This is a genomic window from Nocardia grenadensis NBRC 108939 (assembly GCF_001613445.1).
Lineage (GTDB): Bacteria > Actinomycetota > Actinomycetes > Mycobacteriales > Mycobacteriaceae > Nocardia > Nocardia grenadensis.
The window spans coordinates 379,754-392,003 of sequence record NZ_BDCJ01000006.1 but is presented as its reverse complement, the minus strand read 5'-3'; the positions used below and the strand labels follow the sequence as shown (position 1 = coordinate 392,003).

Annotated in this window: 14 protein-coding genes and 1 pseudogene; 2 read left to right on the top strand and 13 right to left on the bottom strand. The window is 66.7% G+C overall.

Annotation, left to right across the window (positions count from 1 at the left end; translation table 11 throughout):
- Nucleotides 1–29 precede the first annotated feature (29 nt).
- Nucleotides 30–383 carry a hypothetical protein gene (locus NGR01S_RS08615; protein WP_063035619.1) on the bottom strand — a complete coding sequence of 118 codons (354 nt, stop codon included), beginning with the start codon at nt 381–383 and terminating at the stop codon, nt 30–32.
- 152 nt (nt 384–535) lie between these two features.
- A complete protein-coding gene (locus tag NGR01S_RS08610) occupies nt 536–2,140 on the bottom strand; it encodes a hypothetical protein (RefSeq protein WP_245664490.1) in 1,605 nt (534 codons plus the stop codon).
- Between the two features lie 355 nt (nt 2,141–2,495).
- Here NGR01S_RS08610 and dtd point away from each other — a divergent pair, with 355 nt between their 5' ends.
- Nucleotides 2,496–2,939, top strand: coding sequence for a D-aminoacyl-tRNA deacylase (gene dtd, locus NGR01S_RS08605; RefSeq protein WP_063035618.1), 444 nt, complete (start codon nt 2,496–2,498; stop codon nt 2,937–2,939).
- Between the two features lie 60 nt (nt 2,940–2,999).
- On the opposite strand, the gene map is transcribed toward dtd, so the two are convergent.
- The 9 genes from map to rpsH form a co-directional block, all read right to left on the bottom strand.
- Nucleotides 3,000–3,800 (bottom strand): type I methionyl aminopeptidase, encoded by an 801-nt coding sequence (map, locus tag NGR01S_RS08600; RefSeq protein WP_063035617.1) that lies wholly within the window; start codon nt 3,798–3,800, stop codon nt 3,000–3,002.
- Nucleotides 3,801–3,852: 52 nt separating this feature from the next.
- Nucleotides 3,853–4,413: an adenylate kinase gene (locus NGR01S_RS08595; RefSeq protein ID WP_063035616.1), complete on the bottom strand. Its 561-nt coding sequence runs from the start codon at nt 4,411–4,413 to the stop codon at nt 3,853–3,855.
- Nucleotides 4,410–5,732 (bottom strand): preprotein translocase subunit SecY, encoded by a 1,323-nt coding sequence (secY, locus tag NGR01S_RS08590; RefSeq protein ID WP_063035615.1) that lies wholly within the window; start codon nt 5,730–5,732, stop codon nt 4,410–4,412. Before secY ends, NGR01S_RS08595 begins: the two co-directional genes overlap by 4 nt.
- A 242-nt stretch (nt 5,733–5,974) precedes the next feature.
- The gene (gene rplO / locus NGR01S_RS08585) at nt 5,975–6,418 is read right to left on the bottom strand and encodes a 50S ribosomal protein L15 (protein WP_063035614.1); all 444 of its coding nucleotides are present in this window, start codon (nt 6,416–6,418) and stop codon (nt 5,975–5,977) included.
- A gap of 1 nt (nt 6,419) precedes the next feature.
- Nucleotides 6,420–6,599, bottom strand: a complete 180-nt coding sequence (gene rpmD / locus NGR01S_RS08580; protein WP_063035613.1) for a 50S ribosomal protein L30 — start codon at nt 6,597–6,599, stop codon at nt 6,420–6,422.
- A 1-nt stretch (nt 6,600) separates the two neighbouring features.
- Nucleotides 6,601–7,248 carry a 30S ribosomal protein S5 gene (rpsE, locus tag NGR01S_RS08575; protein ID WP_063035612.1) on the bottom strand — a complete coding sequence of 216 codons (648 nt, stop codon included), beginning with the start codon at nt 7,246–7,248 and terminating at the stop codon, nt 6,601–6,603.
- A gap of 46 nt (nt 7,249–7,294) precedes the next feature.
- Nucleotides 7,295–7,702: a 50S ribosomal protein L18 gene (rplR, locus tag NGR01S_RS08570; RefSeq protein ID WP_063035611.1), complete on the bottom strand. Its 408-nt coding sequence runs from the start codon at nt 7,700–7,702 to the stop codon at nt 7,295–7,297.
- 2 nt (nt 7,703–7,704) lie between these two features.
- Nucleotides 7,705–8,241, bottom strand: coding sequence for a 50S ribosomal protein L6 (gene rplF / locus NGR01S_RS08565; RefSeq protein ID WP_063035610.1), 537 nt, complete (start codon nt 8,239–8,241; stop codon nt 7,705–7,707).
- A gap of 15 nt (nt 8,242–8,256) precedes the next feature.
- Nucleotides 8,257–8,655, bottom strand: coding sequence for a 30S ribosomal protein S8 (rpsH, locus tag NGR01S_RS08560; RefSeq protein WP_039822465.1), 399 nt, complete (start codon nt 8,653–8,655; stop codon nt 8,257–8,259).
- A 255-nt stretch (nt 8,656–8,910) separates the two neighbouring features.
- Between rpsH and NGR01S_RS08555 the strand changes: the two genes are divergently transcribed.
- Nucleotides 8,911–9,318 carry a DUF4349 domain-containing protein gene (locus NGR01S_RS08555; protein WP_063035609.1) on the top strand — a complete coding sequence of 136 codons (408 nt, stop codon included), beginning with the start codon at nt 8,911–8,913 and terminating at the stop codon, nt 9,316–9,318.
- A gap of 162 nt (nt 9,319–9,480) precedes the next feature.
- On the opposite strand, the gene NGR01S_RS32375 is transcribed toward NGR01S_RS08555, so the two are convergent.
- Entirely contained in the window at nt 9,481–10,509 is a 1,029-nt protein-coding gene (locus tag NGR01S_RS32375) for an MSCRAMM family protein (protein WP_245664500.1), read from the bottom strand.
- A gap of 6 nt (nt 10,510–10,515) precedes the next feature.
- A pseudogene (locus NGR01S_RS32370) lies at nt 10,516–11,967 on the bottom strand (MFS transporter); the annotation flags it as partial.
- Nucleotides 11,968–12,250 lie beyond the last annotated feature (283 nt).

Here is a 12,250-nt window from a genome sequence, read left to right as displayed (position 1 = left end):
TCAAATCCGCGAGTTCGGCCGCCCAGCGGTCACGCCTTGAACCTGACCGTGCGCTCGATGCCGAGCCGGTTGCCGTTCTCCACCGCGGTGAGAAGTCTCGCGGCCTTCCGGAATTCGGGCGAGTACCCTTTGCTTCCACTGAGAAACTCCGGGTAGGAGTCGATGACCTTTTGCTGGTTCGCCATACCCTCGACATATCCGTTCTTGTTGTCGCCGTGAGCGAACTTATTCCCGGTTTTGTCGGCGCCCCAGCAACCGTAGCGAGCCGCATGCTCGGTCTTCATGGTCTCCAGGACCGCTTTGATCCGGCCGGCGACGGCGTCCACCTTGTTCGCGACACGCTCAGCCTGATCGGCCGTGAAATCCAGCTTCTCATCGGACATCTCGTCCCCTCGCCTCTCGCACCGTGGAACCGGCTATCGGTCAGCTCCCGGACCTGCCATAGCCGCAATCTATCTTGACAGTGCCCTGAGATCGCCGATTTCCCAGCCCGGGGAATCAGCGACCGCACCCGAGCGTCGGGGCACAGCGACCGTCAGATTCGGGAACCCTGCCGTTCCTGATAGCGCTGCTCGAATCCCTCCACAAAGGTCGTCGGCGCGATCGACGAGGAAGAATGTTCCAGTACGCCGTCATCGGCGATATAGAAGATGGCCCGCCCGATCGCGATCTCGCCGCGTGGTACGGGCACGTACACCATCCAGCCGACACTGAACCGGTCCGCCACCAGATCATCGAGCGGATAGCCCGTGGTGTCGAGCCCGCGGCCGATGATGTAGTTCCGCACCCGGAAGATGGCTTCCCCTTCGGGCATCTGCTCCGGCAGCCGCATCACCACACCCGCCAGGCCGAGCTGGTACATGGCGCCGTCGATATCGTAACGACCGTCGTCGCCGAAGACATTGATCACGGTTTCCCGCGTGACCAGACCTATTTCGGCCGCCGACACCAGTGCGGCCGCCGCGGCCTGCTGCGTCGCACTCGGCTGTTCGGCCGCCATACCGGCGACAATGCCGGCGACCGTCTCCCCGGTCCACACACCGGGCACCGCGGTGGCGCAATGCTCCGCCGCGGGTGACTCACCCCGGTACCAGCGACCGGACTCCCACCAATAACAGAACGACATCAGGCCGGTGGCCGCCCGCGGGTTCAGCACCGGGTTCGCGACCCAGTCCGGCGCTCCGGCATAGAATTCCGGCATCTCGGCACCACGGTTGTAGGTGGCATCGAGCGCGGGTGCGTCCCACACACCACCGGACAGCACGGCACGCCCATCGGGCAGGGCGTAAAGAGTCGAACCGCCACGCCGCGAGCTCTCGAACCACCCCATCGACGGCAGAACACGGGGGCCCCAGTCGGACCCGGCGGCGACGAACGCGGCGGAGATCACCGCCCAGCGCGCCCACATTTCCGGAAAGTCCGGAAACTCGTTCTCCGCCAGCACCGGCCACACCTTCGCGAGGCGATCGGCCCGTGCCGATACGGCGGCCCGCTGCGGAGTACGCGACTGGCGGTCCGCGTGACCGATATAGGCCGCGAGCCACACCGGCAGTTCCTCGCGCGGGAACTCTTCCAGATCCGCCCGGTACACCTCGGGTTCGAACAGTTGCCCGTCCGGAAAGGGCTCGTCGCCGAAGTCGTAGTCGAGGTCGAACTCCCCATCCGAACTCAACCGCAGCAACAGCCGCCACCACGGTTCACCGTCCCGCTCCGCCACCAGCGCACGCTGGCCGCGCACCATCTCCAACACTGCGGCGGGCGGCTCGGACCGCACCGTATGTTCGCCGTCGGTGTAGACGACCTGAGCCAGCCCGGCGGTGGCGGTCAGCGCGAACACGGCGTCCAACTGCCGCCAGCCGACCGGCCCCACCTCGGCCATCGCGTCCGCCGCCCGGCGCGCCAGTTCCGCCACCTCGTCCCGGGTTCCGGTATCCGCCTCGTCGAGCGTCCCGTCACCGGAATCGGCGGTGATCTCGGCACCGGTCTCGTCCGGGAAATCGGTGGCGACTTCGTCCCGCGGGTCGGGCCGCGGCTCTTCCGTGGAGAGGGTGAAGCCCACATCCGGTGTGTCGACCGGGTCTTCGTTCGATGCGTCGGCCCGGTCTTCCCGACCCGGGTTTCCCTTGTCTCGATCGCTCACTATCCAGTTCCTGACCATACGTGTGGATGCCTACACCGGAAACCGATACGGAGAGCGTCTCGCCGTTCGCCCGGCATCGCCGACTTCGCGTCTGTACCCGCATACGCCGCCATTCTGGCATGACACCATTGCGGTCGAATCTCCCAGGAAGGGGAAGCTCTCGAACTCGCTCGCCGCCGGACTACGGACTATTCTGCGGCGTCTGTTCTCGGATTCCGCGATCTCACACCTGCCTCGCCAACCGGACCGTAATCGACACCCGGCGCGCCGCATCCACTACTGGCGAACCATCCGTGAACAGGACTTACCGGACCCTCGGCTTAGGCGACCGCCCCCGGACGGGCATGATCGAACTGTGCGCGCGCTGATACAACGGGTGATATCGGCCCGGGTGATCGTCGACGATGTGGTCGTCGGCCGTATCGACCCGGCCGAACACGGTGCCCCGCAAGGACTCCTCGTTCTGATCGGCGTCACCCACCACGACACCGAACCGACCGCTCACGCCCTCGCCGACAAGGTCTGGCGGATTCGCGTTCTGGACGGCGAGCGCAGCGCGGCCGACCTGGGTGCGCCGATCCTGGTGGTCAGCCAGTTCACGCTCTATGCCGACACCCGCAAAGGTCGACGGCCGTCCTGGTCCCAGGCGGCGCCGGGGCCGGTGGCCGAACCACTCGTGGAGGCTTTCACCGGTGCATTGCGTGACCTCGGCGCCCCGGTCGCCACCGGACGTTTCGGAGCACGTATGAATATCGAACTGACCAACGACGGGCCGGTTACGCTGATGCTGGAGGCCTGAGCCGTAATCGAGCCGAGCCCTACGCGCGGTAGCGTCATTCGGACACGCCGCGCGACGACCCTATTCGGGGCGAAGCGTCAGAATCCGCGGCCCGTCCTCGGTCACCGCGACGGTGTGCTCCCAGTGCGCCGCCCGTGACCCGTCGGTGGTCACCACGGTCCAGTCGTCGTCGAGCACCTTGGTGTCGTAAGTGCCCAGGGTCAGCATCGGCTCGATGGCCAGCACCGAACCGACCACCAGGCGCGGACCCTTGCCCGGCTCGCCCTCGTTCGGCAAGAACGGGTCGAGGTGCATCTCCCGTCCGATCCCGTGCCCGCCGTAACCGTCGACGATGCCGTAGGCGCGACCGTGCTCGGTTTCGGCCGCCCGGGTGCCGAGCTCGATCGCATGCGAGACATCGGTGAGCCGGTTGTCCGGGACCATGGCCGCGATACCGGCCACCATCGACTTCTCGCATGCCTCGCTGAGCAGGCGGTCGGCCTCGATCAGGTCACCCACACCGAACGTCCACGCGGAGTCACCGTGCCAGCCGTCCAGCACCGCGCCACAGTCGATGGATACCAGATCGCCGGGGGCGAGCACCTCGTCCTCGGTCGGGATCCCGTGCACCACGCGGTCGTTCACCGAGGCACAGATCGAGCCGGGAAAGCCGTGGTAACCCTTGAACGACGGGACGGCGCCGGCATCCCGGATCACCTGTTCGGCGATCCGGTCCAGTTCGAGCGTGGAAACGCCGGGCGCGGCGGCCGCGCGTACCGCGACCAGCGCGCGACCCACGACAGCGCCTGCCGCCGCCATCGCGTCGAGTTCGCCGGCGGAGCGGAACGGAACGACCTTCTTGTTCTTTCGACCGAAGACCATATCTGGTCAGCTCCCCATCGCCGAAGGGTTCCCGCCGCGCCCGCGGCCCGGGCTAACCGGTCGTGGCATTACGACCCAGTGCCTCCAGGGCCCGCGCGTTGACCTCGTCGACCTCGCCGACGCCGTCCACCGAGACGACCAGGCCGTCGTAGTAGTTCAGCAGCGGCTGGGTCTCGTCTCGGTAGATCCGCAGCCGGGTGCGGATGGTTTCCTCGTTGTCGTCGGAGCGACCCCGGGCCAGCATCCGGTCGACCACCGTGTCCTCGGAGACCACGAAGCACAGCACCGCGTCCAGTTCGGTGCCCAGATCGTCGAGGATCTTGGCGAGCGCGTCGGCCTGATCGACCGTGCGGGGGTAACCGTCGAGCACGAACCCGCGCGCGGCGTCGGGCTCGGCCACTCGGGACCGCACCATACGGTTGGTGACATCGCTGGGCACGAGTTCGCCCGCGTCCATGTAGCGCTTCGCCTCGAGACCGAGGGGAGTCTGCTCGCTGATATTCGCGCGGAAGAGATCGCCTGTAGAGATATGTGGTACGCCCAGCTTCTCCGATAGCAGCACGGCTTGAGTGCCTTTGCCCGCTCCCGGCGGCCCGAGTAGTACAACTCTCACTTGAGGAACCCTTCGTAATTGCGATTCATGAGTTGGCTTTCGATCTGCTTCACGGTGTCCAGGCCGACGCTCACCATGATGAGCACGGCGGTGCCACCGAACGGCAGATTCTGTGCCCCACCGGACGAACCGATATCGAGGAACAGATTCGGCAGGACAGCGACCAGCCCGAGGTAGATGGAACCGGGCAGGGTGATCCGGCTCAGCACATAGGTCAGGTGATCGGCCGTCGGCTTACCGGGGCGGTAGCCCGGGATGAAGCCGCCGAACTTCTTCATCTCGTCGGCGCGTTCCTCCGGGTTGAAGGTGATGGCGACGTAGAAGTAGGTGAAGAAGACGATAAGGCCGAAGTAGATGGCGATGTACACCGGGTTGCCGGGGTTCACCAGATACTTCTGGATCGCCTCCTGCCACCAGCTGGGCTCGGTGGCCGAGGTCGACCCGGTGAGCTGGGCGATCAGGTTCGGCAGATAGAGCAGCGAGGACGCGAAGATGACCGGGATGACACCGGCCTGGTTCACCTTCAGCGGGAGATAGGTCGAGGAGCCGCCGTACATCTTGCGGCCGACCACGCGCTTGGCGTACTGCACCGGAATCCGGCGCTGGCCCTGTTCGACGAAGATGACCGCGATGATGATGAGCAGTGCGGCCACACACACCAGGCCGAACACCAGGCCGCCGCGGCTGTCCAGGATGGATTTGCCCTCGCTCGGGATACGAGCGGCGATGCCGGCGAAGATCAGCAGCGACATTCCGTTGCCGACGCCGCGTTCGGTGATCTGCTCACCGAACCACATCACCAGGGCGGCACCCGCGGTCATCACCAGGACGATGGTGATCATGCCGAAGATACTGGTATCGGCCAGGATGTCCTGCTGGCACCCTTGCAACAGCTGACCGCGCGCGGCCAGGGCCACCAGACCGGTGGCCTGCAGGATCGCGAGCGCGATGGACAGGTAGCGGGTGTACTGCGTCATCTTGGTCTGGCCGGCCTGGCCTTCCTTGCGCAGTTCCTCGAACCGCGGGATGACGACGGTCAGCAGCTGAACGATGATGCTCGCTGTGATGTAGGGCATGATGCCGATGGCGAACACCGACAGCTGCAGCAGCGCACCACCGGAGAACAGGTTGATGAGCTGGTAGATACCGGCGGAGTCACCACCGGAGACCAGGTCGATACATTCCTGGACCGCCCTGTAGTCGACCCCGGGCGACGGTAGCGAGGCACCGAGGCGGTACAACGCGACCAGCCCCAGCGTGAAGAGAATCTTCCGCCGCAAGTCCGTAGTCCGGAAGGCCGTAACGAAGGCGGAAAGCACAGATCCTCCTGGCGAACGACATGGTCAGGCCATGGAATTTTTCAGCGTGTCCCGGTCGGAAATCGCCGAACCCATGACGGGTCTTGGCAGACAACACTTGAACTCTAACAGTGACGCCGGACGAGCCTGCACTCGTCCGGCGGCGCTGTGCCTTTCGACATGGTCGGGAGCGCTGCGTGGTTACACTGCGCTACCGCCTCCGCGCTTGACCCGACCATGTCGATCGTCGAAACCGGCGAACGTCAGCCCAGTTCGGTGGCGGTGCCACCGGCGGCGGTGATCTTCTCCTTGGCGGAGCCGGAGAATTTGTCCGCACTGATCTGGACGGCGACGGAGATCTCGCCCTCGCCGAGAACCTTGACCAGCTGGTTCTTACGCACCGCGCCCTTGGCGACCAACTCGTCCTTGCCGATGGTGCCCCCCTCGGGGAACAGCTCGGCGATGGCGCCCACGTTCACGACCTGGTACTCCACCCGGAACGGGTTGGTGAAGCCCTTCAGCTTCGGTAGCCGCATGTGGATGGGCATCTGCCCACCCTCGAAGGCGGCCGGCACATTCTTGCGTGCCTTGGTGCCCTTGGTGCCGCGACCCGCGGTCTTACCCTTGGAACCCTCACCGCGACCCACGCGGGTCTTATCGGTTTTCGCGCCCGGAGCGGGCCGCAGATGATGCAGTTTGATGGTCATGTCAGACCTCCTCAACAGTTACGAGGTGGCGCACGACATTGATCAGACCGCGGTTCTGCGGGTTGTCCGCACGGACAACCGACTTGCGGATACCCCGCAGACCCAGGGTCCGCAGGCTCTCGCGCTGATTCTGCTTGGCGCCGATCGAGCTCTTGATCTGGGTCACCTTGAGATCTGCCATATCAGACTCCTTGTCCGGCACGGGCACGCAGCATGCCCGCGGGAGCGACGTCCTCGAGCGGCAGACCACGGCGAGCCGCGACCTCTTCCGGCCGCTGCAGCATCTTGAGCGCCGCGACGGTGGCGTGGACGACGTTGATCGCATTGTCGCTACCGAGCGACTTGGCCAGGATGTCGTGGATGCCCGCGCATTCCAGCACGGCACGCGCGGCGCCGCCGGCGATCACACCGGTACCCGGGGAAGCGGGGCGCAGCATGACCACACCGGCCGCCGCTTCGCCCTGCACCGGGTGGGTGATCGTGGAGCCGATCATCGGGACGCGGAAGAAGCCCTTGCGCGCTTCCTCGACACCCTTCTGGATGGCCGCGGGAACTTCCTTGGCCTTGCCGTAGCCGACACCGACCAGGCCGTTGCCGTCGCCCACGATGACCAGTGCGGTGAAGCTGAAGCGCCGACCACCCTTGACCACCTTGGAGACACGGTTGATCGCTACGACGCGCTCGAGCTGATTCTTCTCGGCGGGGTCGTTACGACGGTCGCCACCGCCGCGGCGGTCGCCGCCCCGGCGGTTGTCGCGACCCCCGTCGGGGGCGTTCGAGTTCTGTCCGGCGGGTCCGTTTCCGCCGTCACGCCGCTGACGTCCCGGCATCAGACGTTCCTTCCGTTCACACAGGTATGTGCAGTCATGTTGGTCATCAGAACTTCAACCCGCCTTCCCGAGCGGCATCGGCGAGCGCCGCGATCCGGCCGTGGTAGTCGTGTCCACCGCGGTCGAACACCACGGCCTCCACACCGGCGGCCTTGGCGCGCTCGGCGATCAGTTCGCCGACCTTCTTGCCCTTGGCGGTCTTGTCGCCGTCCAGCGCCCGTACATCGGCCTCGATGGTCGACGCCGAAGCGAGGGTGCGGCCGGCGGAGTCGTCGACCAGCTGCACGTGCAGGTGCCGCGAGGAACGATGCACGATCAGCCGCGGACGCGCGGTGGTGCCCTCGATCTTCTTGCGCAGGCGGAAGTGGCGACGCGTCTTGGACAGCCGCCGGCGAGTGGAAACGTCCTTGCCCAGCGGAATGCGCTTGGCCTTCTGATTCTCGGTTTGCGCCATGATCACTTACCCGTCTTTCCGACCTTGCGGCGAACGACCTCACCGGCGTAGCGGATGCCCTTGCCCTTGTACGGGTCGGGCTTGCGCAGACCGTGGATAACCGCCGAAATCTGGCCGACCTTCTGCTTGTCGATCCCGGATACGGAGAACTTGGTGGGCGATTCCACCGCGAAGGTGATGCCCTCGGGCGCCTCGATCGGCACCGGGTGGCTGTAGCCGAGGGCGAACTCGAGGTTGCTGCCCTTCTGCTGCACGCGGTAGCCGACGCCGAAGATTTCCATCTTCTTCTCGTAGCCCTTGGTGACGCCGGTGACCATATTGTCGACCAGCGTCCGGGTCAGGCCGTGCAGTGAGCGGCTGCGGCGTTCGTCGTCGGGCCGGGTGAACACCAGCCGGCCGTCCTCCTGCGCGACGGTGATCGGCTCGGCGACGGTCAGCGACAGCTGTCCCTTCGGGCCCTTCACCGCGATGTCCTGACCATTGATGGTCACCTCGACACCCGAGGGGAGCACCACAGGATCTTTACCGATACGCGACATTGTCCGTACCTCCCTCTACCAGACGTAGGCGAGGACTTCCCCGCCTACTCCCTGCTTGGCCGCCTGGCGGTCGGTGAGCAGACCGGTCGACGTGGAGATGATCGCCACGCCGAGGCCGCCCAGGACCTTGGGCAGGTTGGTGGATTTCGCGTACACGCGCAGACCGGGCTTCGACACGCGGCGCAGACCCTGCAGGCTGCGCTCGCGGCTGGGGCCGTACTTGAGGTCGACGACGAGGTTCTTACCCACGGTCGCGTCCTCGGTGCGGTAATCGGCGATGTAGCCCTCGCGCTTCAGGATCTCGGCGATATTCGCCTTGAGCTTCGAATGCGGAGCCTTCACCTGATCGTGGTACGCCGAATTGGCGTTGCGCAGACGAGTCAGAAAGTCTGCGATCGGATCGGTCATGGTCATAGTTCGACCTCGACACCTTTCTCGCTGCGGTTCCCATACAACACCCACGCCAGTGGGCGCGGGCCGTGGGCCTACAGCAATTCGGCTGGTCCGGGCGGCAGTCACCGCCGGATGAGTTCGTATCGCCCCGGGCAGCCACGTGGGGCCGCCCACGGACACAAAGGTGCCCTGGCAACCGGTCTAGTGTAGGAGCTGACTCGAGTACGACAAAATCAGGGCCCCGGAACAATGCCACGACCAGGTAATCTGGCCGTTATGAGGGAGAAGGGGAACTTCGAGGACCGGCTCTCGGCCCTCGAGAGTGAAATGGGAGATGTCAAGCATCGATTGCAGCGCAGCGAGAAGGATGCGGCTGCGGCTCGGGTGCTTGCGGGCGGGGCGGATCGCGACACCTCGGAGCTTCGCATCGAGCTGCGGGAGTTCCGTGAACAGAACATGCGTCTTCACAATGCGACCAGGGCCGATATCGCCGACATCCGCGGCGACATCACAGAGATCCGCGGCGACATCACAGGGATCCAGGGCGAACTCGGACAGCTGAACGGCAGGGTCGACACATTGACCCTGGAAATGCGGAGCAAGTTCGACATGCTGACCGCAGGCCAGCAGCAGATCGTGAACCTGATCACGCTCGCCCTCGACGGTAAGGACGGCGACCGGTAGAGAAAGGCTTGGCATCCGCGCCGCGGTTACGGCCCCGTGAGTCCCACCGCACGGCCGCCCGCGAATCGGTGATCAGGTGCAGATCATCCACGGTATCGAAGCAACCAGGGCCCCGGAGCAACTGCTCCGGGGCCCTGGTTCATCCCGCTTCCGTACCGGAGCTCACCAGGAGCTCTTGTGCACCTCCGGAAGCTCGCCGAACTGTTCGGTCTCCACCTCGTCCGACCCGGTCGGCGCGGGGAGCGGCTCCGCCCGCAGGTCCATATCGAGGCCGTCCACGTCGTGCTCGCCGACATGCACCTGGGCCGTGGACGGCGCGTACCCCGTCGCCACGACCGTGTAGGTGCCCTCGTCCAGGTTCCCGAACGTATAGGCCCCGTCCGCGTCCGTGGCCACGGTCTCGATCACATTGCCGAGGGAATCGGTCAAGGTGACCCGGGCCTGCGCGAGCGGGCGACCGCCGCCGCGCACCACGCCCGCCACCCGCACGCCAGGGCGCAGCAGCACCTCGAGCAGTGCGGTGTCCCGGCTGCTCACCCGCGCCGACACCGCGGTCGGGTGATAACCGAACGCGCTGACGGCCACGGTGAACTCGCCTTCGGGCAGGCCCGCGAGGTCGAATCCGCCGGTGGCGTCGGATTCCGCGGCGGCCAGCACCTCACCGCGCATATCCAGGGCGGTGACGGTGGCACCGGCCACCGGGGCGCCGTCGCCGGTACACGCGACCGTGCCGGCGAGGCCGGCGAGCGTGGTGAGAGTGACGTCGTAGGAAACCGGGTTGCTGCCCAGGACCGCGGTGGACGCGTCGGGGCGCCGCCCCTCGGCCGAGGCGATCAGCACATACGTACCGGGGGCGGGGGCCGCGATCTCGTAGAAACCGTCCGACCCGGACAGCGCCCGGCCCAGCTGCCGGCCCGACGGCGAGATCAGGGTGAGAGTCGCACCGATCACCGCGACACCCCGCGCGTCGTATACCCGGCCGAACAGAATGGAGCCGCTTCCACTCGGCTGCGGCGCGGTATACGCGTCGGTTCCCGCCGCGGCGAATGTCGCCGGTTCGGGGGCCGCGTGCCGCGGGGCCGCAGTGGGCACCGAACCGTTGGTCTCGGGCCGTGTGGCTTCGGCATCGTCGACGACCCGCTCGGCTTCCACCGAGAGACCGGCCGGAGCGGCCGGAACCGCTTCGGCCATCGCGTGCACGGTTTCCGGCTTCTCGGTTGCGGGCTGCGCACCCGCGACCGCGACCGCGGCGGCGCGTTTGGCGGTGGGGATGGTCAGGGCGATGACCGCGGCCGCCGCGGCGACACCGCAACCGATCAGGATGCCCGCCTTGAAACCGTTCTCGGTGGGCACCGAGATCCCACCGGCGAAGGTGGTGCTCATCTCGGCCAGCACCGCACCGATGGCCGCCGACGCCACCGACGTGCCGATCGAACGCATCAGGGTGTTGAAGCTGTTGGCGGCCGAGGTCTCGGTGATCGGCACCGCGCTCATGATCAGGGCGGGCATGGCGCCGTAGGCGAAGCCCACGCCGAGGCTGATGATGATCGCGCCCACCATCAGACCCCAGGGCTCGCCCATCAGCGGCACCGAGGCGCCGTAACCGGCCGCGATGATGATCGCGCCGAGGATCAGCGTCACCTTGGGCCCGGCCAGCGCGGACAGTTTCGCGCTGAGCGGTGAGGACAGCATCATCATCAGGCCACCCGGCGCCATCCACAGACCCATGGCGACCATCGATTGGCCCAGGCCGTAGCCGGTGGCCTGCGGCAGTTGCAGCAGCTGCGGGAAGATCAGCGCCTGCGCGAACATCGACATACCGATGACGATCGAGGCGGCGTTGGTCAGCAGGACCCGGGGGCGGGCGGTGACCCGCAGGTCGACCAGCGGATCACGCGAGCGCAGCTCCCACGCGCCCCACACCAGCAGCACCACCACCGCGGCGACGAACAGGGAGATCGTCGTGACGCTGGACCAGCCCCAGCTCGCGCCCTTCGATACGGCCAGCAGCAAACAGACCAGGGCAGCCCCCAGACCGAGTGCGCCGAGTAGGTCGAACCGGCCGCGTTCGGCCCGCGGCGGCGTCGACGGCACCACCGCGAAGATCAGCGCACCGGCCACCGCCGCCAGCCCGGCGACGCCCCAGAACAGGTACCGCCAGCTGCTGTATTCGACGACCGCGGCGGCCAGCGGGAGCCCGAGCGCGCCACCGACACCGAGCGAGGAACTGATCAGCGCGATACCCGAGCCGAGTTTGGCGGGCGGCAGGAGATCGCGCAGAGCGGCGATACCCACCGGGATCAGGCCCACGCCCATTCCCTGCAGACCGCGCCCGATCAGCATCGGCCACAGCGAAGAGGACACGGCGCAGATCACCGAACCGATGACGAGCGGGACCACCGATCCCACCAGCACGGGCCGCTTACCGAGCAGATCACCGAGCCGGCCGGCGACCGGCGTCGTCACCGCGCCGGCCAGCAGGCTCGCGGTCACCACCCAGGTCGCGTTCGAGGGTTCGGTGTTCAGGATCTCCGGTAGCTGCCCGAGCAACGGCATCACCAGGGTCTGCGTCAACGACGCCACGATCCCGGCGTATGCGAGCACCGCCAGTACCGCCGCGGGGCGGACGACGGGTTCGGGTTTGGTCACGAGCGTGCTCCTCGATATTCGAAAGTCAGCCGATGTGCATAGTACACATAACATGCATGATGCAATCCAGCCAATTCGCGTGCGTGAACATTTCGCTGAGGGAGCGGAACGCGCTACCGAGTCGCACCGCAGCGGCAGCGCGTGATACACGGCCTCCACACGCGCGAAAGACCTCGAGAATCGCCGCCGGTCGATCGCGTCGACCGCGATCGACCGGCATGCTCCCGGATCCGCAACGGTCGCGGCGGCCACGGGCAGGACGCCTGTGCCCCAGCCGGTCTAC